We start from the raw sequence: 25,502 nt of genomic DNA, 5'->3' as shown, positions 1-25,502 counted from the left end.
TCCGTTTTCATCAACGATGAGGCATCACCTATGATTATTCGTTATTGTATCGGTATGAGCGTTGCGGCCGTCCTCGGACTTTCCCCCGTCGTCCCCTGCGAAGCAAAGATCGAGAAGGATGTCGTCAAGATCGGGATCCTGAATGACATGAGCGGGCCTTATGCCGATCTGGGTGGTCCGGGCTCGGTGACCGCTGCCCAGATGGCGATTGATGATCTCGGAGGAGCCGTCAACGGCGTCCCCGTGAAGATCATTTCCGCCGACCACCAAAACAAGGCCGACGTCGGATCGGCTACGGCTCGTCGTTGGTTCGATGTTGATGGTGTCGATGCCATCGCCGATGTGCCGGTCTCGTCGGTCGCGTTGGCCGTGCAAGAGATTGGCCGACGGGCTCGTCGCATCACGCTGATGCAGGGATCGACCTCGGATCTTACCGGGAAGGCTTGTTCTCCGTATAGCACGGCATGGCAGGACGACACCTATTCCTATTCGAAAGCCTCCGCACAAAGCACTGTAAAGAATGGAGGCAAGACCTGGTTCTTCGTGGAAGCCGATTATGCGTTCGGCCATGCGTTGGAACGGGACGTCACGGCATTCATCACCGAAGCAGGTGGATCGGTGCTGGGAGCGGCGCGACATCCCGTTAATACTGCCGACTTAAGCTCCTTCCTTTTGCAAGCGCAGAGCTCCAAGGCTCAAGTCATCGGACTTCTGAACGGCGGCGCCGATTTGATTAATTCGATTAAGCAAGCCAAGGAGTTTGGCATCTCTGACAGCGGGCAGAAGCTGGTCGGATTTCTTGTGTACCTGACGGACGTCCACAGTCTGGGCTTGGACGCGACAAACGGTTTGCTGCTTTCCGAAGGCTTCTATTGGGATCAGAACGACGTCGCCAGGACCTGGTCGAAGCGCTATTTCGAAAAGACCAAGCGAATGCCGACGAAGGAACAAGCTTCTGTCTATGCCTCCATCACGCACTATCTGAAGGCGGTGAAGAGCGCGGAATCGGTCGATGCGGATGTTGTCGCGGCGGAGATGCGTAAGGCGCCCGTCGACTATTTCGGCCATGCCGGCTCGATCCGCATCGATGGCCGGGTTCTCTATCCCATCACTTTGTATCAGGTGAAGACGCGCAGCGAATTGACCGGAGCCTGGGACTACTACAAGGTGGTTGGAAACGTCGAGGCGGATCGTGCGTTTCGTCCGCTCAATGAAGGCGGCTGCGACCTCGTCAGGTGATGTTAGTACACCGGCATCACGAGGTCATCTGAAAGAAACCCGTCATTGCATCCGCTTTGGCAACCACCGGACTCCGAGCTGCCGGCTCTCACCGAATGCCAGGTCCACGCTCTGGCCGCCCTCGGAGTTGTAGTGAACCTTGGCGCAATGCTTTCGGTCTGGTTGGCGAATTAGATACGGAGCAATGCGCGGCTCTTGACGGCACGTCTTGCGAGCGTCCGAAGGAACTCGAAGCAGTGAGAGCTAATAGGACGACTGGCATTGTTGGGTAAATGCTTCGAGAGCGCATGTGGCCGAGTTTATCCTCGAAGCGCGTGGGTTGGTGAAAGAGTTCCCTGGCTTCGTCGCGGTCCGGAATGTTTCCTTGAAGGTGTGTCGCGGCAGCATTAATGCGCTGATCGGACCGAACGGTGCCGGCAAAACGACTTGCTTCAACCTGCTTACGAAATCTCTGGAGGTAACTGCGGGGAAGTTCATGAAGAGCGAGATATTACCGCGCCGGCGCAGCCTTGGCGCGCGATTTCGCATAGTCCGCCGACATCGCCAATGCGGGATCACGATCGCGCAACTCCTCGGCCACGATTGATTCAAGCCAGCGCACCGCCGGTTCATGGTCCATCCGGCGGTGCCAGTGCTGCCTCAGTTCGATGAGGGGTATAGAGACCGGAGGAGGTAACAGCTTGAGGCCCGCATCCGCGTACCAAGCTCCAAGCGAGAACGGAACGGTGGAGATCATGTCGCTGGTCGCGACCAATTGCGGCACGCTCATGAAATGCGGCAGGTGCAGAACGACGCGCCGCTGTAGCTTGAGCTCTCGAACCCGCTTTTCAAAAATCTCCTGGCTGCGGCCCTGCTGGTTGACGACGATGTGGTCCGCCGCAAGAAACTGTTCAAGCGACAAGGTATCGCCAATCGTCGGATGATCCTTGCGCACGATGCAGGTGAACGGATGATCGAAGAGGTCTTCGGTCACAATGTTTGGGCCGATGAGGTCTGGGAAATAGCCTATCGCAAGATCGATCCCGCCGCTTTCAAGCGCGTCCTCCAAATCCTCGTGTGACGTCGGCACGCACCGCAGGCTGGCCCCGGGAGTCATCGTGCGGATGCGTTGGAGGATCGGCGGAATAAAGATCATGACGCCAATGTCGGAGGTTGTAACCGTGAAGACGCGATCGCTCTCTTCGGGCAGGAAGCGCGGTTTGCGCAGTATCTGCTGATCGACGGTGGACAGCACCGTCCGCACGGCTTCGGCGATCGATTCCGCAAAGGGTGTCGGCCGCATGCCGCGCCCCGTCGACAGAAACATGGGATCGCCAAAGAAGTCCCGCAGCTTGCGCAGGCCCGCACTGGCCATCGGTTGGCTCATTCCCAGTTGGCGGGATACCGCCGACAAGTTCTGCGCCCGGAAGAGCCCGTCGAGCAGGAGAAGCAGGTTCAGGTCGAGCCGTCTGATATCCATAATCCTGATATCTTGTATCGAATAATACCGGATTTTCAATGACGGCATTCTGCGCAATGGTCAGTCCGCAACGTCCTCAGAGGCGACTTTTGGGAGTGAACTCAAAGCCGTAGCCGGCGGGGGCGCGCAGCCCTTTCGGTACTCTTCCTCGGTCCACCTCTCAGTCTTCAAACATCCACTCACCCAGGTCGGTGCCGTCGGAACCGATCGCCTATGGTCGCGAGAAATCGTCCGCTTATGCCCGATAAAGCTGCATCAAGGTTACAATACATCCTTACCCTGTCCTGCCGCGATGTCCCCGGAATCGTGGCCGATGTCTCGCGCTGCCTGTTCGAAAATGGCGGCAACATCGTCGAAGCTGCGCAGGTCGACGAGATCATAAGCGAACGCTTCTTCATGAGAGTCGGCGTCACGCTCTCGGAAGAGGGCGCCAAAGGAGCTCGTCGAGGCATTGAGGCGATCGCCCGGAAGTTCGGAATGGAATGGAAGCTGCGGTCTCAGGCCGAACGCAAGCGGGTCCTGCTGTTCGTCTCCAAATTCGATCACTGTCTCGGTGATCTCCTGTATCGGCACCGGCTCGGCGAGCTCGACATGGACATCGTTGGGATTGTCTCGAACCATCCGCGCTCGGCACTCACCGTCAGCCTCGTGGGCGACATTCCCTTTCATCACCTGCCTGTCACGAAAGACACGAAGGTGGAGCAGGAAGCGCAGATCAGGACGCTTGTCGCACAGACGAAGGCCGATCTCGTTGTCCTCGCACGCTACATGCAGATCCTTTCGGACGACCTCGCGCACCATCTCCACGGTCGCTGCATCAACATCCATCACAGCTTCCTGCCAGGATTCAAGGGAGCCAGACCCTATCATCAGGCGCACGCGCGCGGCGTGAAGCTGATCGGTGCGACCGCGCACTTCGCAACCGGCGACCTCGACGAAGGTCCGATCATCGAACAGGACGTCGAACGTGTCAGCCACCGGGACACGCCGGAAGACCTGATCCGGAGGGGCCGCGACATTGAGCGCCGGGTGCTTTCGCGCGCGGTTCATCTCTTCCTCGAGGATCGCATCATTATCAACGGCGAGCGAACCATCGTTTTCGCCAACTGAGCAGAACGGAGAACAACCAATGCTGACACCCAAGGGCATGCGCAGGACGCCCGAAGGCTACTTCACCTCGCGTTGGGGTCTTCCCGAATATACCGACTGGATCGACGAGAGCATGTCCTGGAAGGAGACCTGCGCGCTCGGCGACTGGTCGTTCCTGTGGGAGCGGCGCTTCAAGGGGCCCGATGCCCTGAGGCTATTCTCGGATACGTCGGTCAATAGCTTCCAGAAGTTCGACATCCGGCAATCGAAGCACGTCGTTCACACGAATAAACAAGGAAAGGTTATCGCGGAGGGCATTCTCACGCGGCTGTCCGACGATGAGTTCATGCTGTTCGGACGCGGCACGTTCTGGGTCGATTACATCCGTCGCCACGGCGACTACAACGTCACGTCCGAGGCCGACGACTGGTTCAATTTCCAGGTCCAGGGTCCGACGTCTATAGCGCTGCTGGAGAAGGTCTCGAAGCAATCGCTGCGCGACGTGAAGTTCATGCACTCGGGCGAGATCGAGATCGCCGGCTGCAAGATGCTCGCGCTGCGGCAGGGCATGTCGGGCGAGATCGGTTTCGAGCTGCAGGGACCCATGACGCAGGCCGCGGCCGTTTACGACGCCATCGTCGCCGCCGGCCAGGAGTTCGGTCTCCGCCGCATCGGCGGCCGTGCGATCTTCATCAACCACCTCGAGGCCTGCTTCCCGACGATCGTCACCGACTACATGCCAGCAATCTTCGATGAGGACATGAAGGAGTATCAAGACGAATTCCGCGCGGCGATGCCGGGCTTCGCCTCGACCTTCAATATCGCAGGCAGCTTCCAGTCAGACGACATCCGGGATTGGTACCGAAGCCCGGTCGAGCTCGGCTGGGCCAAGAACATCAAATTCGACCACGAATTCATGGGGCGTGCGGCGCTCGAGGAAGAAGTGGCCAATCCGCGGCGTGTGATCCGCACGTTAGTCTGGAACGGAGACGACGTTGCCGACGTCCACGCTTCGCTCTTCCAGAAGGAGCAGGAGCCATACCAGTACATGGAAATGCCTCGCGACCAACGCGGCTTCATGTATGCCGACCGCGTGCTGAGCGGCGGCAAGGACGTCGGCGTGACCACGTCGCGAGGCTACAGCTACTACTTCCGCCAGATGCTGTCCTTGTGCACCATCGACGTGGGTCATTCCGAGATCGGGAGTGAGGTCGTTGTGGTCTGGGGCGAGCCCGGACGTCGCCAAAAGCACATTCGTGCGAAGGTGGCTCCGGCGCCCTACAAGAAGGACAACCGTCGCGCCGACCTCTCCAAGGTCTAAGCCTACCATGACCGCCCGCATCATTGATGGAAAGGCGCTCGCCGCCGAGGTTCGGAAAGAAGTGGCCGAAGGCGTCGCTGCGCTCGTGGGCAACGGCGCCGCCGTTCCGGAACTTGCCGTCGTGCTGATCGGCGACGATCCGGCCAGTCACCTCTATGTCTCGAACAAAGTGCGGCAGACCGAAGCAGTGGGCATGCGGTCGCGTCGCTTCGCACTCGGTGCGACCACGACGGAGCGGCAGCTTCTGGACTTGATCGAGGAGTTGAACCGGGATCCCGCGGTGAACGGCATATTGGTCCAGTTTCCGCTGCCGCCCCACATCGATACGGGGCGCGTCGTGACCGCCATTCGTCCCGACAAGGACGTCGACGGATTCAATCCGTTGAACGTGGGACGAACGGCGGCCGGAATGCAAGGCGCCCTGGTTCCTTGCACGCCTCTCGGCGTTATGCGTCTGATCAAGTCGGTGCACGACGAGATCGCCGGCCTTGGAGCACTGGTTGTGGGGGCGTCGAACGTCGTGGGCCGTCCGATGGCGCGGCTATTGTTGCAGGAACTGTGCACGGTCTCGATCGCACATATCCGCACGACAGACCTCGAGCGGCGATGCAGGGAAGCGGACATCCTCGTCGTCGCAACCGGCGTCGCAGGTCTGATCCGTGGGCATTTCATAAAGGCGGGGGCGACGGTCATCGACGTCGGCATCAGCCACGTGAAACTCGAGACGGGCGTCGAGAAGCTAGTCGGCGACGTCGCCTTTGACGAGGCAGCGGAAACCGCCGGCGCGATCACGCCGGTGCCCGGTGGCGTCGGGCCGATGACCATCGCCTGTCTGCTCGCCAACACTTTGACTGCAGCCAAAATGAAAGCCGCTCGATCGAAGGAGGCGGAAATCGATAGGACGACCGGTGCCTGACCAGAAATGCCGGGAAGTGCGGTGAGAGCTTCCGAAGCTGCGTCTCGTGGCTTCCAGGGAAAGAATTCGAACGTTGATACGAAGGGGGAGACGAAACGTGACGACACACGCTTTGGAAACGACGCAGCAGCCAGTCATCGACATCGGATCGCTGGCCGAGGAGGGGATCTGGAGTACCTCGCGAAAGCAGGTGCTGCTGCTGTGCGCCCTCGCCATTATTCTCGATGGTCTGGACAATCAGATTCTCGGATTCGCCATACCATCCATGATCAAGGAGTGGAGCGTCACGCGAGGCGACTTCGCGCCGGCCCTGGCGCTCGGTTTCGTCGGGATGACGCTAGGCACTCCGATCGGAGGCATCGTCGGAGACTGGCTTGGACGCAAGGTGGCCCTGATCGCGTCGGTCTTTCTGTTCGGCGCGGTAACCCTTGCAATCGCCGCCGCACATGGCGTCGGTGAAGTCAGCCTATACCGCTTTCTGGCGGGTCTTGGGCTCGGCGGTGCGCTTCCGGCGGCAACGGCGCTGATCGCCGAATTCACGCCCAGGCGAAACCGCAGCCTGTCCGTGATGTTAGGGATCGTATGTATCCCGATCGGCGGCATGATCGGCGGCGTGCTCGCGGCCCAGCTTCAGCCCGAATACGGCTGGCGCCTGCTGTTCGTGGTCAGTGGTGTCTTGCCGATGATCGTTGCAATGATCCTTGCGTTTGCACTCCCGGAATCCCCACAGTACCTGTTGGCGCGCGGCGCTGATAAGGAGAAGGTGGCGAGGTCCGTGCGGATCCTCGACAAAACCGCCGCAACCTTCGGCGTCTTCGTCGATCGGCGCGATGCCGGAGGCCAACGCGCGTCGCTCGCCGCTTTGTTCATTGCAAGCCTCCGTCGTACGACGACGGCCCTTTGGATCGCATTCTTCTTCTGCCTGTTGCCGGTCTACGTGCTCTACGCCTGGGCTCCCACTCTCCTGACCGGCAAGGGCTTCGACGTGCAGACGGCAAGCTTTGGCCTCGCGCTATTCAACCTCGGCGGTGTCGGCGGCTGCATCGTCACCGGCTGGGCGATCGGCCGGTATGGCTCTCGGGTTGCGATCCTGACGGTCGCGGGCGCTGCGATCGTCGGGGCGGCGATCTTGGCATCGATACCGCTGTCGGTCGAGACCAAGCCGCTGCTGATGGTCCTACTATGTATCGAAGGATTTTGTCTGCTTGGCGCGCAGGGCTCGCTGTACGCGCTCGCTGCCTACGTGTATCCCACGAACGTCCGTTCGACCGGCGTCGGTGCGGCAGCTGGCTTCGGCAGGGCGGGCGCGATCGTCAGCGCCTATGTGGGCACGTACGCTCTCAACTATGGTGCCACGATGTTCTTCGCCGTTATCGCCGCCTGTGTCGCCGTCACGTTTATTGCTGTGTGGAAAGCCGATATCCACCAGCGCGGCTCGAAGAGCCGTGCACTCTCGGAGTGAGGAAACCGAACGCCGGAAGCTAAGACCTACAACGCGGAAGGCAAAGCTTGGGACGAGACCCAGTTCACCCAGCCGATGGCGCAGGGTCAGCGGCCGTGGCGCTGCGGCCGTTGCGGGGGAAACGCGGCTCGTCGCCGTTACGCCGCTTTCCTGCGGGGCTTCGGCTTTGCTTTTTTGTCAAGCAAGACCCTCTCTGGAGCCGGGCGCGCGCCTGGACCAGGGTGGACATGAACTTCCTTGGCTGAAAGCGGCTCGCCGCATTCCGAGCACACCATCACCGGGTCGAACATCTTTCCGCACCTGCGGTGCTCATGCAGCAGGGGACGTCCGCGTTCGTCGACCATGTGGGTGTCGCCCCAGTGTACGAGCGCCATCATGATCGGATAGAGGTCGAGGCCCTTTTGCGTCAGGATATACTCGTGGCGTTTAGGCGACTCCTGGTAGGGAATGCGGCGCAGGACGCCCTGCCGGACCAGCTTCTTCAACCGCTCGGCGAGCAAATGCCGTGTGATTCCAAGCGCTGACTGAAAACCCTCGAAGCGCCGCGTGCGCAGGAAGCATTCGCGGAGAATCAGAAGAGTCCAGCGGTCACCAATCACACCGATGGTGCGAGCCATCGAACACGGCTCTTCCTCAAGTTCATCCCATTTCATTCTGCTCTCCGGTCGGCCGGCGCCTGTTCCGCTCGAATCAGGGGGGAGCGGCAGCACCGCTCACACCATTCTAGATAGGTACTAAAGTGGATACAATACCCCGCCCTTCGTCCAAAACCTCGCGATTTCAGAGTGGATTTGACAGTTCAATTTTAGAACTATAGAAATGAGTGACAGCCTGCGTTCGGCCTGGAAGATCACCCAAATCTGACCAATATCGCGCTCTGCGGGAGGAGCTGACATGTCCCTCAAAGTTGAATTCCTGTTCGATTTCGGCAGTCCGAATGCTTACCTCGCGGAACTGGCCCTTCCGGGAATCGAACGGCGCACTGGCGTGAAATTCGAATATGTCCCGATCCTGCTTGGCGGCATCTTCAAGGCGACCGGCAACATGTCCCCGTTCGATTCCCTTCGTGGCATCAAGAACAAGCCGGAATACCAGGCTCTGGAGACCCAGCGTTTCATTCGCCGCCACAACGTGACGAAGTTTCGTCCCAATCCGTTCTTTCCGGTCAATACGCTGATGTTGATGCGCGGTGCCGTCGCGGCGCAGTTCGAAGGCGTGTTCGAGCCGTATTTCCGCGCGGCCTACCACCACATGTGGGAGGAGCCGAAGAAGATGGATGACCTTGAAACGTTCCGAAAGGCATTCACCTCCTCAGGCGTCGATATCGACCGGCTGATTGCGCGTGCACAGCAGGATGACGTCAAGAAGCGGCTGATCGATCGGACCACCGACGCGGTCAACCGCGGCGCATTCGGCTCGCCGACTTTCTTCGTTGGAAATGAGATGTTCTTCGGCAAGGACCAGCTTCGCGATGTGGAGGAGTCGATCGTCGAGCAGATCGGCCAGCCCGTTTCGAAGACGGCCTAAGGCCAGAACCTGAACCCTTGCAGAGCTGGGCAGACGTCCGCGCAGCTGCATGACGAAACCTCAGTCGACCTTATAACAACAAAGTCAATTCAGGGAGAATGTGATGCCCGGTCCCCTTAACGGCGTTCGCGTCCTGGATTTGACAGGCGTGATGTCGGGTCCTTTCGCGACCATGTTCCTGGCGGATCAGGGCGCGGACGTCCTGAAAATCGAGCCGATCGGCGGCGACATTACCCGGCGCAGCCGTGCCACCATTGATAGGGATGGCGAGTTCTCCGCGCTATTCATTTCTTCAAATCGCGGCAAGCGCTCGCTGTCGATTGACGTCAAAAGCGCAGCCGGCCGTGAGGTTCTCGCCAAACTGGTCGCGCAAACCGATGTCCTGGTGCAGAATTTCCGGCCGGGCACTATGGAGCGTCTCGGTCTCGGCGTAGAAGAGTTGCGCCAGCGATATCCGCGCCTGATCTATGTTTCGATCAGCGGTGTTGGTGACACCGGACCCTATGTGAAGAAGCGTGTTTACGATCCGATCATTCAGGGCCTCTCGGGCTTTGCCGATATCCAGTCGCAGCCGGTCACGAACCGTCCGCAGATGATCCGAACCATCGTATGTGACAAGACTACAGCGGTGTTCACCGCCCAGGCGGTAGCGGCAGCACTCTATGCCCGCGAGAAGACAGGGCAAGGTGATCACATTCAGGTCGCTATGTTGGATGCGATGATCTCGTATTTGTGGCCGGAAGGCATGATGCAATACACGGTGGTGGGTGCCGAGGCCACTGCTGCCGATCCTAACGATCGGCCTGATCTCGTGTTCAAGACCAGCGACGGCTACATCACCGCCGGTACTATTTCCGATTCCGAATGGCAGGGTTTTTGCCGCGCCACCGGCGACCCCGAGCTTGCCAAGGATCCCCGGTTTGCGACGCCATCGGCGCGCTCGGTCAACGCCACGGCACGCATCAATAAAATGGCCGAATATATCAGCCAGCACACCACCGCAGAATGGCTGGAGCGTCTGGATGCCGCCGACGTCCCCTGTTCGCCGATCTTGCGGCGGGGCGAAATCATCCACAATGAACAGGTGGTCGCGCGCGGTATCATTGCCGAGTTCGATCAACCGAAAGTGGGGCGGGTGCGGCAACCTAAGCCGGCAGCGCGTTTTGCGATCAACGAGGCCGCGATCGGTGGGCCTGCTCCCAGGGTGGGCGAGCACTCCCGCGACGTATTGCACGAGCTGGGCTACGACGACGGCGCCATCGACAAGATGGTCGCCGAGCGCAGCGTGCGCGTCGCGGTCTAACCGCGAAGCCCGTTGGCGACGTATTTTAGACCTTCGCCGGCGCCGGCGTGGTCGGTGCCACCGGAACATTCGCCGCAACGGCGCGCTGAAAGGCTTCCCGTTTCCTGATGCGTTCGAGATAGGGCTGAGCGTTGTCGCAAATGCCGACGCCATAGGCGGTGGCCCACTCCAGGCACGTCGTGAGCAGGATGTCTGCGCTCGTAAACCGGTCGCCCATCAGGAATTGCCGGCCATCTGCGAGCGCGACTTCGACATGGCGCAACTGCTGGCGGAAATACTCGCCGGCCTGGGCAACGACCTCGGGCGCAATGCCGTAGATCGGTCCGAGCGCGTCGGCCCGATGGCGGCGCATCACGTAAAGGCTGGTGGAATCCAGCTCCGCGACGATAAAGAAGCACCATTCCAGCCACGCGGCATACTCGCGCGGGGCTTCCGGAATCAGCGATCGTTCCGGCGTTGAATACATGCGCGACAGGTAGGCAACGATCGCTGCGCTCTCGCCGATGCAGAAGTCGCCATCCTGAAGCAGCGGGATCTTCTGGCGCGGATTGAGCTTCGAGTATTCTGCGGTCTTGGTTTCGCCGGTTCGTGGCCCAATGGGCTTTGTCTTATAGGCTAAGCCGAGTTCGTGCATGGCCCAATGCGGACGAATGGTGCGACTCGTTCCAACGCCCCACAGGGTCAGGTTTGGTGTCGCATCCATATTACCATTTCTCCACGGACGGGCGGAGATCGAGCTCGTGGGTCCAGCCATCTTTGCTTTGCTGGTGGGTGAACCAATAGGCTTCGGCAATGGAAGACGTCTTGGTCAGGCTATCCGGCGGGATATCGCTTGCTTCGATCCCCTTCGCTGCCTTCATGCGTTGGTGAATCGCCTCGCTATCCACGCCAGCGTCGATCAGGAGATGCACGACGTGAATGTTCTTCGGTCCAAGCTCGCGCGCCATCGCCTGGGCCACTGCTCGAAGTCCGAACTTCGCTGATGAAAATGCTGCAAACCCCGAGCCGCCACGCACGCTTGCCGTCGCACCCGTAAAGAAGATGGTGCCGCGTCCGCGCGACAGCATCACACGGGCAGCCTCACGTCCAACCAGGAAACCACCATAGCAGGCGAGTTCCCAGGCTTTGAAGAACAACTTCTCCGTCGTGTCGAGCAGAGGCTTGTTGACGTTCGAGCCGGCGTTGTAGAGGCAAACCTCGACAGGGCCGAACTCTTTCTCGACCCGCGCGAATATGCCTTGGACTTCTGCTTCCTGGCGAGCATCGACGCTGAACGCGTGAATGTTATGTCCCAGAGCTCTTAACTCGGCCACAAGCCCCTGCGATTTGGACGCATCGCGCCTACAGATGCAAACCGTATAGCCGCCCTCGGCAAAACGCCGGGCGACCGCCGCGCCGATAGCATCGCCTGCGCCAACAAGTATCGCTACACCGCGGCTCGCCGCCATCCTCGATCCTCCCATAAGTTCTTATTTGATACTGGAGACTAGCTGTCTGATGATGAGTTGTAAACGACGGTTTTATGAGCCGCGCAAAACCATTGCCGGAGATGGATTGTCCATTCGACCCCTGAAAAAAGTCCGACGACGATTTATCGATTGACGAGTTCTAAAAAAGAACTATAAACCGAGGCCCAAGTGTGCCGCATTGCAAAGTTGGCACGGTCGGTCGGGAGGTCAGTCGTGCTGGAGCTTTCAGAGACGATCAGTGTCGACGAGATCGCTGTCGGCTTGCCGAGCCGAATCCATGAAGTAACGGCAGGACCGGTTGCCAGAGCGCCCGACCGGATTGCGCTGGTCGAGGAGGGGGCTTCGTGGAGCTATCGAGAACTGGAGCAGCGCGTTGGCGAGATCGCCACCGTGCTCTCATCGCTGGGGATCAGGGCCGGCGATCGGATGATCATTGTCAGCGAAAACTGTATTGCGCTTGCTGCTTTGCTGCTGGCGACGAGCCGGCTCGACGCCTGGGCAATTGTCGCCAACCCGCGCTTGTCGGCACGCGAACTGGACCAGATCCGCGATCACAGCGGCGCCCGGCGGATGTTGTTCACGTCGGGTATTTCGAAGGAGGCCGCTGCTCACGCCTCGCGCTACGGCGCCGAGAATCGGCGTATTGGCCCGCTAGCTGACATTGGGATTGGCCCGCTCAACGAAAGCGCGACAGTCCAGCCCGTGGAGGCCGATCCAGCAAGGCAAGTCGCGGTTTTGATCTACACGTCAGGGACGACGGGGACTCCTAAGGGCGTGATGCTCTCGCATGACAATCTTCTGATCAGCGCAAAGACCACCGCGTACTTCCGCGCGATGAACGAGACGGACAAGATCTATCTTGTGTTGCCGATCTCGCATATCGTCGGCATCTCGCTCCTGATCATGACGCTGATGGTTGGCGGCACGGTGCGGATGGTCAGCAAATACGATCCTGCCGCGACCGCAAAGGCCATCGCGGAGGAGGGCGTCACCATCCTCAATGGCGTGCCTGCCACCTATCAGCGCCTGCTGGAGTACAAGAGCGTATCAGGCGTGGAACAATTGTCGCGAGGCTCGTTGCGCTTGATTGCTGTCGCCGGCGCGCCGCTGGATTTGAACCTGAAGTTGCGCGTGGAAAAAGAGTTCGGGCTTCCGCTGCTCAACGGTTACGGGATCACCGAATGCTCGCCGGGAATATCAGGCGTACGTTTCGATAGGCCACGCTCGGATCAGGCTGTTGGAACGCTGCTGCCTGGTGTGAAAGCGCGGGTGCGAACCATCGAAGGATTTCCGACTGTATCCGGTGAAGTCGGCGAGTTGCATGTTCGCGGGCGCAACGTGATGCTGGGGTACTATCGTGCCCCCGTGCTCACCGCGAAGGTGATTGACAGCGAGGGCTGGTTCAATACCGGCGATCTCGCACGTTTCGACGGCGATTGTCTGTACATTGTCGGCCGCACCAAGGAAATGATCATTCGTTCCGGTTTCAACGTCTATCCCACGGAGGTCGAAGCAGTCCTTAGTTCACACAAGGACGTCGTGCAATCCGCTGTGGTCGGTCGTGCCGCGGACGGCAATGAGGAGATCGTGGCCTTTGTGCAGTTGCTGCCAGGATCTTGCACGACACCAGAGACCCTGATGCATTTTGTCCGGTCTCAGCTTACTTCTTACAAGCGCCCGTCCGAAATTGTCATCCTCGGTGCCTTGCCGGCGACATCGACCGGCAAGATACTCAAGCACAAGCTCGCGGAGAGCTTGCGCGAAGGTGGCGCAGCCCCTGCGGTGCAGGCGCCCGAATTCCGCAGGCAACATATCTAACTTATCGGGAGGACACCCTTGCAAAAGAGAAACGCAACCGCGGCCGTCATCGGCGCCGGGGACTTCATCGGCGGCGAGATCGCCAAAAAATTCGCCGCAGAAGGCTTCACGGTCTTCGCCGGCCGTCGTAACGGCGAAAAATTGGCTCCGCTCGTTCGGGATATCGAGGCTGCCGGCGGAGAGATTCACGCACGCTCGCTTGATGCTCGCAAGGAAGACGAGATCATCTCCTTCCTCAACGATGCAGACAAGCATGCGCCGCTGGAAGTCTGCATCTTCAACATCGGGGCGAACGTCAATTTCCCGATTCTGGAAACCACAGAACGCGTTTTCCGCAAGGTCTGGGAAATGGCCTGCTATTCCGGCTTTCTGGCCGGTCGCGAGGCGGCCCGCCTCATGCTTCCGCGCGGGGCTGGCAACATCTTCTTTACCGGGGCGACCGCCTCGCTCCGAGGCGGCAGCGGATATGCTGCTTTCGCAAGCGCCAAGTTTGGCCTTCGTGCGGTCGCGCAAGCAATGGCCCGCGAGCTTGGCCCGAAAAATATTCACGTCGCGCATCTCATCATCGATTCCGGCGTGGACACCGAGTGGGTTCGGCAACGCCGGCTGGAGGCTCTCGGGCCCACCGCGCTGGACGATCCGGATGCCTTGATGCCTCCGTCCTCCGTCGCAACTTCGTATTGGCAGCTCTACCAGCAGCCGAGAAGCGCATGGACGTTCGAGCTGGAGATCCGTCCCTTCGGCGAGAAGTGGTAGCGGAGCCTGCTGCGATGGAGCTCAAGCTTTCCCGCGAGGACGCCGCGTTTCGTGACGAGGTGCGCAGTTTCATTGCGGAGAACTATCCGTCGGAAATGCGCGTTCCAAATCCGGAGACCGACCTGACCAAGGAGCAATCGCTGCTGTGGCACCGGATCCTCCACAAGAAGGGTTGGATCGCCCCGCTCTGGCCCAAGGAGTATGGCGGCCCGGGCTGGTCCGTCACGCAGCGCTTCATCTTCGAGCAGGAGACCTCGCGCGCCGGCACGCTGCCGCCGCTCGCCTTCAGCGTCACCATGGTCGGGCCGGTGATCTACACGTTCGGCAACGAGGCGCAGAAGAAGAAATTTCTGCCGCGGATCTTGTCCGGCGAGGATTGGTGGTGCCAGGGCTATTCGGAGCCCGGCTCCGGCTCGGACCTCGCGACGGTCAGAACCAGGGCCGTGCGCGACGGCGACCACTATATCGTCAACGGTCACAAGACCTGGACCACGCTGGCCCAGCACGCAGACTGGATCTTCTGTCTGGTGCGGACAGATCCGAATGTGAAGCCGCAATCTGGCATCTCCTTCCTGCTGATCGACATGAAGTCGCCCGGGGTTACGGTGCGGCCGATCATCACCATCGATGGCAGTCATGAGGTCAACGACGTCTTCCTCGAAAACGTCCGAGTGCCCGTCGAGAATTTGATCGGTGAGGAGAACAAGGGCTGGACCTACGCCAAGTTCCTCCTGGGCAACGAGCGCACCAGCATGGCCGGCATCGGCCGGTCCACCCGCTACATCAACAAGCTGAAACAGATCGTGAAGGCCGAAATACCGGCCGAGGATCCCGCGCATCTCGAATTCCTGCGCGACATCGCCCGCATCGAGCTCGACGTGCTGGCGCTGGAGGCGACGGAGCTGCGTGTCGTCGCCCAGATGGCGCGCGGCATCGATCCCGGGCCGGCGGCCTCGCTGTTCAAGATCCGCGGCACCGAGATCTTCCAGGACATCACCGAGCTCACCCATCGCGCCATCGGCAATTACGGCCTTGCCATCCGCGAGCATCCGGTCAGCGCCAACCGCTTCATGCCTGGCCCCGATCATGGCCACACCGCGTCGGAGAAATACCTGAACGCGCGCAAGCTCAGCATCTACGGCGGATCCAACGAGATCCAGCGCAACATCATCGCCAAAGCCGTGCTCGGGCTCTAGCGACGGCGGATCGGGAGGATCGGATGGATATTCAGTTCACGGAAGAACAGGAATTGCTGCGGTCCAGCGTCCAGCGCCTGCTGCGCGACCAGTACGACTTCGAGGCGCGGCGCAAGATCGTGACGAGCGAGGAAGGCTTCAGCCGGAAGCAGTGGGACGCTTTCGCTGAGCTCGGCCTGCTCGCCGCGTCATTCTCCGAGGGAGTCGGTGGTCTCGGCGGCGGTCCGTTGTCGACCATGATCGTGATGCATGAGTTCGGCCGTCACCTCGTGGTCGAGCCGTTCGTCGAGACGGTGGTGCTGGCCGGCGGCCTGATCGAGCACGTGGGCACGCCGGAGCAGCAGCAGAGCTTCATCCCTGAAATCATCGACGGCTCGAAAATCTGGACCCTGGCCTGGACGGAGAAGACATCGCGTTTCGATCTGGCCAATGTCACGACGAGAGCGCGGCGCGAGGGCAACGACTACGTGCTGACCGGCGCGAAGACCATGGTGATGGCCGCGCCCTGGGCCGACTATCTGATCGTCTCGGCGCGGACCTCCGGCGAGGACCGTGACTGCGGCGGCGTGAGCCTGTTCGTGGTCGATCGGCGCGCGACCGGCGTCGACCTCCAGAGTTTCAAGACCATCGACGGCCGCCGGGCCGCCGAGGTCAGCCTGCGGGAGGTCCGCGGGCAATTGCTGGGAGCGGAAGGCGAGGGAGTCGCCGCGCTGGAATCCAGCCGAGATCGCGCCATCGGCGCGCTCTGTGCGGAGGCCGTCGGCGCCATCGCCGAGCTGAATTCGGCGACGCTGGACTATTCCAAGACTCGCAAGCAGTTCGGCACCACCATCGGCTCCTTCCAGGTACTGCAGCATCGCATGGTCGACATGTTCATCGCCCATCAGGAAGCGCTTTCCCTGATGCAGCATCTGAACCTCAGCCTCAGCGCCGGCAATGCCGGCCTGTCGCGGCTCGCCTCGGGTGCCAAATCGAAGATCGGCTATGCCGGCAAGTTCGTCGCCGATCAGGCGGTGCAGCTTCACGGCGGCATGGGAATGACCGACGAGCTCAACGTCGGGCACTATTTCAAGCGTATCTCCTCCATCAACATCCAGTTTGGCGATCCCGCGTTCCATGTGCTGCGTTACGCGCGGCTGGACGCGGCCGCGTAACGAGAAGAGGCCAGCATGACGACTGAAGCAGTCATCGTTTCCACCGCAAGGACAGCCGTCGGCAAAGCGTACCGTGGCGCACTCAACAATACGGACGGTCCGACCATGGCCGGTCACGTCATGGCCGAGGCGGTGAAGCGCGCCGGCATCGCGCCGGGCGAGGTGGAAGACGTGGTGATGGGCTGCGCCATGCAGCAGGGCACCATGGTGATGAACGTTGCGCGCAAGGGCGCGATCCGCGCCGGCCTGCCGGTGACGGTCGCCGGCACCACCATCGACCGGCAGTGCGCCTCCGGCCTCCAGGCCATCGCGGTCGCTGCGCGCTCGGTGATGCTTGATGGCGTCGAGGTCGCGATCGGCGGCGGCATCGAGTCGATCAGCCTCGTGCAGAACGAGCACATGAACAGGTTCCACTCCGTCGACGACGAGCTGATGGCGATGAAGCCCGAAATGTACATGTCGATGCTCGATACGGCGGAGGTCGTCGCCGAGCGCTACAAGATCGGCCGCGACAAGCAGGACGAATACAGTCTCGAATGCCAGCGCCGTGTCGGCGCTGCGTTGCAGGCCGGCCGCTTCAACGACGAGATCGTGCCGTTCACGACCAGGATGGCGCTGGTCAACAAGGACACCAAGGAGGTCACCTACGAGCAGGTGACGCTCACAAAGGACGAAGGGCCACGCCCCGAAACCACCGCCGAAGGCCTCGCCAAGATCAAGCCGGTGTTCGAGGGCAAGACCATCAGCGCGGGAAATGCCAGCCAGCTTTCGGATGGCGCATCGGCCTGTGTGATCATGAGCGACAAGATTGCGGCCAGGAAGGGCCTCAAGCCGCTTGGCATCTTCCGTGGGTTCGTCGCCGCCGGCGTCGAGCCGGACGAGATGGGCATCGGCCCGGTCGCCGCGATCCCGCGCCTGCTCAAGCGCCATAACCTCAAGATCGACGACATCGATCTCTGGGAGCTGAACGAGGCCTATGCGGTGCAGGTGATCTACTGCCGGGACAAGCTCGGCATCGATCCCGACAAGCTCAACGTCAATGGTGGCTCGATCGCGATCGGCCATCCCTACGGCATGACCGGGTCGCGGCTCACCGGCCATCTCCTGATCGAGGGCCGGCGGCGCAAGGCGAAATACGGCGTGGTGACCATGTGCATCGGTGGCGGCATGGGCGCAGCCGGCCTGTTCGAAATCATCCACTGAGCGGCAACGCGGGGAGACCATTCGTGAAGACAGCGATCACTGAACTGTTCGGCATCGAGCACCCGATCATCCAGGGCGGCATGCACTATGTCGGCTTCGCGGAAATGGCGTCGGCCGTCTCCAACGCGGGCGGGCTCGGCTTGATCACGGGCCTGACGCAGAGAACGCCGGAACTGCTGGCCAAGGAGATCGCGCGCTGCCGCGACATGACGGACAAGCCGTTCGGCGTCAACCTCACGTTCCTGCCGACCTTCAGCGCGCCGCCCTATCCGGAATACATCGCGGCCATCAGGGAGGGCGGCGTCAAGATCGTCGAAACCGCCGGGCGCAGCCCCGAACAGTACATGCCGGCCCTGAAGGCGGGCGGCATCAAGGTGATCCACAAATGCACCTCCGTCCGGCATTCACTGAAGGCCGAGCAGATCGGTTGCGATGCCGTCAGCGTCGACGGTTTCGAGTGCGGTGGCCATCCCGGCGAGGATGACATGCCGAACATGATCCTGTTGCCGCGCGCGGCGGAGGAACTGAAGATCCCATTCGTTGCCTCTGGCGGCATGGCGGATGCGCGCAGCCTGGTTGCCGCCCTGGCGATGGGCGCTGCGGGCATGAACATGGGCACGCGCTTCATCGCCACCAAGGAAGCGCCGGTGCACGAGAACGTCAAGAAGGCGCTGGTCGCGGCGACGGAACTCGACACCAGGCTCGTGATGCGTGCGCTCCGGAATACAGAGCGGGTCCTGAACAACAAGGGCGTCGAGCAACTGCTCGAGATCGAGCGCGAGAAGGGCAAGAGCCTCAAGATCGAGGACATCCATGACCAGGTGGCGGGCGTCTATCCCAAGGTGATGATCGACGGCGACATGGATGCGGGCGCCTGGAGCTGCGGCATGGTCGTCGGGCTCATTCACGACATTCCGACCGTGAAGGAACTGATCGACCGCATCATGGCGGATGCGGAAAAACTCATCCGGCAGCGCCTAACTGGTTTCCTCGACGGCGCCGGGCAGCGGCCGGCTGCGGCGTGGGCGATGGCTTAGCCGGGGAGGACATACCGCTTCCGGACGTTCTGACGGAGGCTATGCGCACGCATGGTCATGCGTGCGTCGATCTTTGTTGAAGCTCAACGGGCCAGATCGACGGCCTTCGGCAGCTTCGGGGGCATTTATGGAGCAGGCCGACTTCCACTACTACGAGCCTTCGAGAGGCCACGGGCTCCGGCATAATCCGTTCAATGCGATAATCTCAATGCGATAATCGCGCCGCGTCCGATTGGGTGGATCTCATCGCGCAATGCAGCCGGTCGATTGAACTTGGCCCCCTACAGTTTTTTCAACGCGTTCCTCTACGATCCTCCGATCATCGGATTTTCCTCGATTTCGTGGAAAGACACCGTCAAGAACGTCAGCGAGACGCGCGAATTCGTCTGGAATCTGGTCACCATGGATCTCGGCGAGCGCATGAACGTGACAGCGACGCCGCTCGATCACGGCGTGAGCGAGTTCGAAGCAGCCGGTTTGACGCCGATACCCGGACGCCACGTTGCTGTGCCGCGCGTGGGCGAGAGCAGGGCCGCCATGGAATGCAAGGTCATCGAGGTCTCTCAGCTGGCCAACGCACGCGGAGAAAAGGTCGAAGGATGGTTTGTGCTTGGTGAGGTCGTCGCGGTCCACATCGACAAAACGTTGATCGAGGACGGCGTCTACAACACGGCACTTGCGCGTCCCATTCTGCGCGCCGGCCGGGGTGGAGATTATCTTGAGGTCAGGACCGAGAACATGTTCGAGATGAAGCGTCCAGCGGGCAGCAGCAAGCCGGAATTCCACGGGACCTGACTCGGTGGGTGAATGTCGGGCCGACCAAGCCTTTGCCGCGTTTGCCCGACGGCGTAAGCCGCGGTTCGCAAAGCTGATGAGTGGCTGAAAAGGAGCGCGCTCGGAGTTATACGTCAATCAAGATCCCGGGCCCCGCGCGTACAGGCCGAGAGCCAGCAGAGAAAACGCGGTCAACACGATGCCCAGCGCCAACATTGCTTGATGCGATACCGTGGCGGCAAGCCATACACCGATTGCGGCAGTCATCATTTGCCAGAAGCCCAGCAACGCCGAGGCCGCGCCGGCTTTCTCTCCGAATGGAGAGAGCCCTCGCGCGCTGGCTAGTGGACTGACAATGCCCATGCCGAGGAGGAATACGCTCATCGCACCTAGAAATGGCAAGAAAGTCGGGTTGACCATCGAGATGAGCAGGATCGCAAGGCTACTGGCGGTCGTCGCCCACAAACCTGCCCGGATCGGGCCATCGAGCCCGTAGCGAGGTGCCAATTTTGTTGCCAGCATGCCCGCGGCGAATACGATAAAGACGGTACCGGCGAAGAACAGGCCGAGCTGGATCGGCGTGAAGTGCAGCGCTTCGATGAACAGGCGCGGCGCAGCCGAAAACATCGAGAATAAGCCGCCGATGATGAGGCTCGAGGTTGCAGCCGGGATAACGAAACGACGGTCGCCAATCAGGCCTACATAGGTCTTTGCGATGGCGAGGGGATTGAGCGGCGTGCGGGTCGAATGGTGGGTTTCGCCAAGGGCGATGCTGTAGGCAATGGCGCTAACCGCGGCAAAGGCCGCGACCAGCACGAATTCGGAGCGCCATCCAAAAATATGATCGAGTGCGCCACCAAGCAGCGGCGAGAATCCAGGAGCTGCCGACATCACGATCATGATCAGCGCCATCGCGCGTGCCAGCGCAGCGCCACTGAACATGTCGCGGGCGATGGCGCGAGACAGCACGGATGTCGCGCAAGCGCCGGCAGCCTGCACGATGCGGCCGGCCAAAAGATTAGGTAGGTCGTTTGCCAAACCGCACCAAACGCTGCCGCCAAAGAACACGGCAAATCCGATCAGGACCGGCCAGCGTCTTCCGTAGCGATCCGAGAGCGGTCCGACCAGGAGCTGGCCCACCCCAAACACTGCAAGAAAGGCGGTGATGGCGGACGTGACTGCCGCGCTCGTGACATTCAATGAGACCGCAATTTGAGGCAGCGACGGCAGCAAGATGTTGGTCGCGAGCGTTCCCATGGCGGCCAGGACGGAAAGCACCGCGATATGCAGGACGCCGGAGAAGGCAACGTCCCGCGGCGCGGTCTTGATCTGGTCAGCCATGGCAACTTTCGCGTTGGTAGGGATAGTCAGGTTACAAGACGGCGAGTGATGCGGTTCGCGCCGCTCGCCGAGCCCTTTCCTGTCGGACCGACCGTGCTATCAGCGGATGATGCGCTCGATCGCGATCGCGGTTGCTTCGCCGCCGCCGATGCACAGCGCCGCGACGCCGCGTTTGAGGTTCTGCGCCTCCAGCGCGTGCAGCAGCGTCACGATCAATCGCGCGCCGGTGGCGCCAATGGGATGGCCGAGTGCACAGGCGCCGCCATTGACGTTCAGCTTCTCTCTGGGGATGCCGAGATCCTTCTGCGCGGCCATCGCCACCACGGCAAACGCCTCGTTGATCTCGAACAGATCGACGTCGTCGACGCTCCAGCCGATCTTGTTCAGCAGCTTGCGAATGGCCGGGATCGGCGCCGTGGTGAACCATTGCGGCTCCTGGCTATGGGTGGCGTGGCCCTTGATCTCGGCCAGCACGGGGAGGCCGTCGCGATCGGCGAGCGAACGCTTTGCCAGAATAAGCGCCGCAGCGCCGTCGGCATTTGCCGACGAGGCGGCAGGCGTGATGGTGCCATTGGCGCGGAACGCGGCTTTCAGCCCGGGGATCTTGGCGGGATCGACCTTGAGCGGGTGCTCGTCATTCGCGATAATCCGTGGCCCGGCCTTTTCCGACAGTGTAATCGGCGCAATCTCGGCCTTGAACGCGCCGCTTTCGACGGCCTTGCGTGCGCGGGTCAAGGTCTCCATCGCGTAGGCATCCTGGTCCTTGCGGGTGAACTGATAGGCTTCCGCGGTGGCCTCGCCGAAATCACCCATCGAGCGGCCGGTCTCGTAGGCGTCTTCCAGGCCGTCCATCATCATGTGGTCGATGATCCGGTCATGTCCCGCGCGATAACCGCCGCGTGCCTTTGCCAGCAAATACGGCGCATTGCTCATGCTCTCCATGCCGCCGGATAGAACGATCTCGGCGGAGCCCGCATTGATGATGTCGTGAGCGATCATGGTGGCCTTCATGCCGGAGCCGCAGACCTTGTTGATGGTGGTGGCGCCGGTGGCATCCGGCAATTTGGCGCCGCGCGCGGCTTGGCGCGCCGGCGCCTGGCCTTGCCCGGCCGGCAGCACGTTGCCCATGAAGACCTCGTCGATCCGTTCGGGTGCCAGCTTGGCCCGTTCCAAAGCCGATCCGATCACATGGGAACCGAGCTTGTGGGCACTGAGTGGCGAGAGCTCGCCCATGAAGCGGCCGAGCGGCGTACGGGCTGCGGAGAGGATGACGACGGGATCGGAAGCGGCGGCCATGGCGAATTCTCCTGTTGATTGCTGTTGTTATATGACGTTAATCATATAACATGGTCGACGTTGCAATGAAATATTGCCGTCACTTCAAAAGCGCGGTCCAGAAGCGCTGGTGGATGGGATCGATCGAACAGCCGGTCACCGAGCAGCTTGCACGGAGGGGAGATGCGTTACGTAGGAGACCATAGGCGCCAGACCCACAGCCGGATCGTTGAAAATGCCTCCTACGGCTTGCGTCAAAACGGTGCCGAAGGACTTAGCGTTGTCGAGTTGATGAAGCTCGCGGGTCTTACGCACGGCGGGTTCTATAACCATTTCGAGTCACGTGCCGCACTTGTTGGCGAGGCAATCGCGTTTGCGATGGACCAAATGGTCGAGCGGTGGAGAAAGCTGGCGAACCGGAAGGCCAGCGGGGATCGCTTCGAGACGCTGATCGCCGATTACCTAAGTTCCCGTCACCGCGACAATCCCAGACAAGGTTGCGCGCTTCCGGCCCTGGCCGCAGATGTCGCTCGATCGAGCCCGAGCGAGCAACGGGCGCTTGCTTCCAAGCTGGAGGAGATGATCGACATCCTGGTCGAAGTGCTTCCCGCCGAGGGTCCCCAACAGGCGCGCCAAATCGCGACGGGCGCCATTGCAACCATGGTTGGATCGATCGTGCTGTCACGTGCTGTCGGCGCCGGGAAGCTTTCCGACGATATTCTCGACGCCGGACGGATGACCGCCAGCGGCCGAACTCACAAGCCGCGGCGCAGAACAGCAAACGCGATGTGCTGCGAAAAATCATAAAACAAGGGAGGTCACCCATGACGGCCGGCAAGTGGCTGAAAACAGCCTGCAACCTTTGCTACGTCAATTGCGGCATCGAAGTCCAGGTAAACGAGGGCCGCCTGGAGAAAGTGCGAGGCGACCGTTCAAGCCCGAAGTCGCAAGGCTATCTGTGCAATAAAGCGACCCGCATTCCGTATTATGCGAATGACAAGGATCGGCTCACGTCCCCGCTGCGTCGTCGCGCCGATGGTGGTTTCGACGAGATCGAATGGGGCGTGGCGATCGCGGAAATCGCGGAGCGGCTTCGAGACATCGTCGACAAATATGGCGGCAAGAGCATTGCCCTTTACGGCGGCGGCGGGCAGGGCAACCACGCCGGCGGTGCCTACGCCAGTGGATTGCTGCGCGCGCTGGGTTCACGCTGCGTCTTCAACGCCCTTTCGCAGGAGAAAACCGGCGATTTCTGGGTCAATGGCCACATGTTCGGCAGCCAGACGTGCCACACCGCCGAGGACGTGCATCATTGCGATCTCCTGTTCGTCATCGGTGCAAATCCCTGGATCGCGCACGGCTTCCCCAATGCGCGGGATCATCTCAATCAGATCCGCAAGGATTCCGCGCGCAAGTTGATCGTCATTGATCCACGCCGGACTGAAACCGCCGAATTGGCGGACCTGCATCTCGCAGTTCGTCCCGGCGCCGACGCGTTCCTCCTTGGCGCGTTGTTGGCCACGCTTGTTCGTTCCGACCTCATCGACCACGCGTTCATTGAGGAGCACACGATCGGCTTCGCGGAAGTGAGGCAAGCGCTATTGAAAATCAGCGTTGAAGAATGGGCGGTCGCGGCTGATATCTCGATCGCCGATCTGGAGCGTTGCGCCGCGATGATCGCGGCGGCGAAGGCCATGGTGGTGCGGGTCGAGCTTGGCATCCAGCAAGGCATCAACTCGACGCTCAATTCTTATCTCGAAAAGCTCTTGATCATGCTTTCCGGCAGCTTCGGCCGTAAAGGTACAAACCAATTGCATAGCTGGCTTCAGCCGCTGTGGGGAAATTCGCCGAACCAGACCTACGCTCCGACCGGCGACGCGATCATTGGGGGTCTGTTGCCTCCCAATATCTTCCCCGAAGCAGTGCTCAAGGACCATCCCGAACGATTGCGCTGCGCCTGGATCGACAGTTCCAATCCTGCCAACACCGCAGCCAACACCGAAGCGGTGGAACGAGCGCTGCGTTCGCTCGATCTATGCGTGGTGGTCGACGTTGCGATGACCGAGACCGCGCAACTCGCGCATTATGTTCTCCCGGCTTCCTCGCAATTCGAAAAAACAGAATTCACTCTCTTCAACTTCGAATTCCCGACCAATTTTTTTCACGTCCGCGCTGGAGTATTGCCGCCGCTCGCTGGCACCTTGCCAGAGCCTGAGATCTATACGCGGCTCGCCATTGCTCTTGGGCTTCTGCCGGGTGACAATGTGCTGGCACCCCTGCGCGAGATTGCGCGTCGCTCTCGCCCTGACTTCGCAGCCGCATTTCGTGCTTTCATTGCAGAAAACCCGCCGGCGGTGCCTTCGCTTGTGCTCTACCATACGCTCGGGCAGACGCTTCCGGACGGCACCGCGGCCGCCGCACCGTTGTGGAGCGCGGCACTGGCTTGCGCGAAGCGATCGCCGCAAGCGGTGCGGCGCGCAATCAACGCATCTGACGAAGTAGCGGATCATCAACTCGGCGATCGCCTGTTCGACACCATCGTGGCCACACGGCAGGGCACGGCGGTTACTCAACACGATTACGACGACGTCTGGTCATTGATCGGTCATTCGGATCGCAAGGTACGGCTGGCCGTCCCGCAGATGCTGGAATGGTTGGCGCGTCTCGATCCGCGGACCGCAGGCGCGCCAAAGGAATTTCCGTTCATGCTGGCGGCCGGTGGCCGCCGCATGTTCAATGCCAACCAGATCTTTCGCGATCCCGCGTGGCGTCGCGAGGATCCGGACGGCGCCATGTTGATCAATTCGAGCGATCTGAGCGAGTTGGGCGCGAAGGATGGCGATTGGATCGCCGTCGAGTCGGTGGTCGGACGGCTCGTCGTCCGCTGCAAGGTCGACGATGCCATGCGAAAGGGCCAGTTGGCGCTGCCGCACGGCTACGGTCAGGCATACCCGACGTCGGACGGAGCGCGCCTGATCAACGGACCGCGCATCAATCTGCTCACCGAGAGTGGCAACCGCGACCCCATTGCGGGCACGCCCTACCACAAGAACGTTGCGGTCCGTCTGGCCCGGGTGTCCGCGCACGAAGCTGCCACCTATCAGTCGCAATCCGAGCGAATTCACAAGAGAGCGGCCGGACAATAGCTCGAAGGGAGTGTCGA

The 25,502-nt window shown here is 61.1% G+C and carries 21 protein-coding genes and 2 pseudogenes; 17 read left to right on the top strand and 6 right to left on the bottom strand.

Annotated features, from left to right (window positions below; all coding sequences use genetic code 11):
- Positions 1 to 30 precede the first annotated feature (30 nt).
- Entirely contained in the window at positions 31 to 1,239 is a 1,209-nt protein-coding gene (locus ACR9YP_RS34470; RefSeq protein ID WP_474217974.1) for an ABC transporter substrate-binding protein, read from the top strand.
- 289 nt (positions 1,240 to 1,528) lie between these two features.
- A pseudogene (locus ACR9YP_RS34465) lies at positions 1,529 to 1,726 on the top strand (ATP-binding cassette domain-containing protein); the annotation flags it as partial.
- Between the two features lie 3 nt (positions 1,727 to 1,729).
- Here the strand turns inward: ACR9YP_RS34465 and ACR9YP_RS34460 are convergent.
- Positions 1,730 to 2,698, bottom strand: coding sequence for a LysR family transcriptional regulator (locus ACR9YP_RS34460; RefSeq protein WP_474217973.1), 969 nt, complete (start codon positions 2,696 to 2,698; stop codon positions 1,730 to 1,732).
- Between the two features lie 237 nt (positions 2,699 to 2,935).
- Between ACR9YP_RS34460 and purU the strand changes: the two genes are divergently transcribed.
- From purU to ACR9YP_RS34440, 4 genes are all read left to right on the top strand, one after another.
- Positions 2,936 to 3,808, top strand: a complete 873-nt coding sequence (gene purU / locus ACR9YP_RS34455) for a formyltetrahydrofolate deformylase (RefSeq protein WP_474217972.1) — start codon at positions 2,936 to 2,938, stop codon at positions 3,806 to 3,808.
- Between the two features lie 19 nt (positions 3,809 to 3,827).
- Complete coding sequence (locus ACR9YP_RS34450) at positions 3,828 to 5,108, top strand: aminomethyltransferase family protein (RefSeq protein ID WP_474217971.1); 1,281 nt, start codon at positions 3,828 to 3,830, stop codon at positions 5,106 to 5,108.
- 7 nt (positions 5,109 to 5,115) lie between these two features.
- Positions 5,116 to 6,024 carry a bifunctional 5,10-methylenetetrahydrofolate dehydrogenase/5,10-methenyltetrahydrofolate cyclohydrolase gene (locus ACR9YP_RS34445; RefSeq protein ID WP_474217970.1) on the top strand — a complete coding sequence of 303 codons (909 nt, stop codon included), beginning with the start codon at positions 5,116 to 5,118 and terminating at the stop codon, positions 6,022 to 6,024.
- A 97-nt stretch (positions 6,025 to 6,121) separates the two neighbouring features.
- Positions 6,122 to 7,486, top strand: coding sequence for an MFS transporter (locus tag ACR9YP_RS34440; protein ID WP_474217969.1), 1,365 nt, complete (start codon positions 6,122 to 6,124; stop codon positions 7,484 to 7,486).
- 137 nt (positions 7,487 to 7,623) lie between these two features.
- Here ACR9YP_RS34440 and ACR9YP_RS34435 read toward each other — a convergent pair whose 3' ends face one another.
- Positions 7,624 to 8,139 (bottom strand): winged helix-turn-helix transcriptional regulator, encoded by a 516-nt coding sequence (locus ACR9YP_RS34435; protein ID WP_474217967.1) that lies wholly within the window; start codon positions 8,137 to 8,139, stop codon positions 7,624 to 7,626.
- Positions 8,140 to 8,380: 241 nt separating this feature from the next.
- Between ACR9YP_RS34435 and ACR9YP_RS34430 the strand changes: the two genes are divergently transcribed.
- Positions 8,381 to 9,013, top strand: coding sequence for a DsbA family protein (locus ACR9YP_RS34430; protein WP_474217966.1), 633 nt, complete (start codon positions 8,381 to 8,383; stop codon positions 9,011 to 9,013).
- A gap of 103 nt (positions 9,014 to 9,116) precedes the next feature.
- Positions 9,117 to 10,316, top strand: coding sequence for a CaiB/BaiF CoA transferase family protein (locus ACR9YP_RS34425; protein ID WP_474217965.1), 1,200 nt, complete (start codon positions 9,117 to 9,119; stop codon positions 10,314 to 10,316).
- A gap of 25 nt (positions 10,317 to 10,341) precedes the next feature.
- Here the strand turns inward: ACR9YP_RS34425 and ACR9YP_RS34420 are convergent, their stop codons facing one another.
- On the bottom strand, positions 10,342 to 11,019 hold the full coding sequence (locus tag ACR9YP_RS34420) for a glutathione S-transferase family protein (protein WP_474217964.1): 678 nt from the start codon (positions 11,017 to 11,019) through the stop codon (positions 10,342 to 10,344).
- A gap of 1 nt (position 11,020) precedes the next feature.
- A complete protein-coding gene (locus tag ACR9YP_RS34415; protein ID WP_474217963.1) occupies positions 11,021 to 11,764 on the bottom strand; it encodes an SDR family NAD(P)-dependent oxidoreductase in 744 nt (247 codons plus the stop codon).
- 234 nt (positions 11,765 to 11,998) lie between these two features.
- Between ACR9YP_RS34415 and ACR9YP_RS34410 the strand changes: the two genes are divergently transcribed.
- From ACR9YP_RS34410 to ACR9YP_RS34380, 7 genes and pseudogenes are all read left to right on the top strand, one after another.
- A complete protein-coding gene (locus ACR9YP_RS34410) occupies positions 11,999 to 13,603 on the top strand; it encodes a class I adenylate-forming enzyme family protein (protein ID WP_474217962.1) in 1,605 nt (534 codons plus the stop codon).
- 18 nt (positions 13,604 to 13,621) lie between these two features.
- On the top strand, positions 13,622 to 14,359 hold the full coding sequence (locus ACR9YP_RS34405; RefSeq protein ID WP_474217961.1) for an SDR family oxidoreductase: 738 nt from the start codon (positions 13,622 to 13,624) through the stop codon (positions 14,357 to 14,359).
- Between the two features lie 14 nt (positions 14,360 to 14,373).
- A complete protein-coding gene (locus ACR9YP_RS34400; protein ID WP_474217960.1) occupies positions 14,374 to 15,555 on the top strand; it encodes an acyl-CoA dehydrogenase family protein in 1,182 nt (393 codons plus the stop codon).
- A gap of 23 nt (positions 15,556 to 15,578) precedes the next feature.
- Positions 15,579 to 16,709: an acyl-CoA dehydrogenase family protein gene (locus ACR9YP_RS34395; RefSeq protein WP_474217959.1), complete on the top strand. Its 1,131-nt coding sequence runs from the start codon at positions 15,579 to 15,581 to the stop codon at positions 16,707 to 16,709.
- 15 nt (positions 16,710 to 16,724) lie between these two features.
- A complete protein-coding gene (locus ACR9YP_RS34390) occupies positions 16,725 to 17,912 on the top strand; it encodes an acetyl-CoA C-acyltransferase (RefSeq protein WP_474217958.1) in 1,188 nt (395 codons plus the stop codon).
- A 23-nt stretch (positions 17,913 to 17,935) separates the two neighbouring features.
- Entirely contained in the window at positions 17,936 to 18,949 is a 1,014-nt protein-coding gene (locus ACR9YP_RS34385) for an NAD(P)H-dependent flavin oxidoreductase (RefSeq protein ID WP_474217957.1), read from the top strand.
- Positions 18,950 to 19,076: 127 nt separating this feature from the next.
- Positions 19,077 to 19,744: pseudogene (locus ACR9YP_RS34380) on the top strand (flavin reductase family protein).
- A gap of 117 nt (positions 19,745 to 19,861) precedes the next feature.
- Here ACR9YP_RS34380 and ACR9YP_RS34375 read toward each other — a convergent pair.
- Both ACR9YP_RS34375 and ACR9YP_RS34370 read right to left on the bottom strand, forming a co-directional pair.
- Positions 19,862 to 21,064, bottom strand: a complete 1,203-nt coding sequence (locus ACR9YP_RS34375; protein ID WP_474217956.1) for a multidrug effflux MFS transporter — start codon at positions 21,062 to 21,064, stop codon at positions 19,862 to 19,864.
- Positions 21,065 to 21,163: 99 nt separating this feature from the next.
- Positions 21,164 to 22,360: an acetyl-CoA C-acyltransferase gene (locus tag ACR9YP_RS34370; protein WP_474217955.1), complete on the bottom strand. Its 1,197-nt coding sequence runs from the start codon at positions 22,358 to 22,360 to the stop codon at positions 21,164 to 21,166.
- A 162-nt stretch (positions 22,361 to 22,522) separates the two neighbouring features.
- Between ACR9YP_RS34370 and ACR9YP_RS34365 the strand changes: the two genes are divergently transcribed.
- Both ACR9YP_RS34365 and ACR9YP_RS34360 read left to right on the top strand, forming a co-directional pair.
- Complete coding sequence (locus ACR9YP_RS34365; protein ID WP_474217953.1) at positions 22,523 to 23,146, top strand: TetR/AcrR family transcriptional regulator; 624 nt, start codon at positions 22,523 to 22,525, stop codon at positions 23,144 to 23,146.
- 17 nt (positions 23,147 to 23,163) lie between these two features.
- Positions 23,164 to 25,485: a molybdopterin-dependent oxidoreductase gene (locus ACR9YP_RS34360; RefSeq protein ID WP_474217952.1), complete on the top strand. Its 2,322-nt coding sequence runs from the start codon at positions 23,164 to 23,166 to the stop codon at positions 25,483 to 25,485.
- Positions 25,486 to 25,502: the final 17 nt, after the last annotated feature.

The sequence above is a fragment of the Bradyrhizobium sp. BR14999 genome, assembly GCF_056106085.1.
Note: the sequence above shows the minus strand (reverse complement) of the source record. Positions and strands in the feature narration are given on the sequence as shown.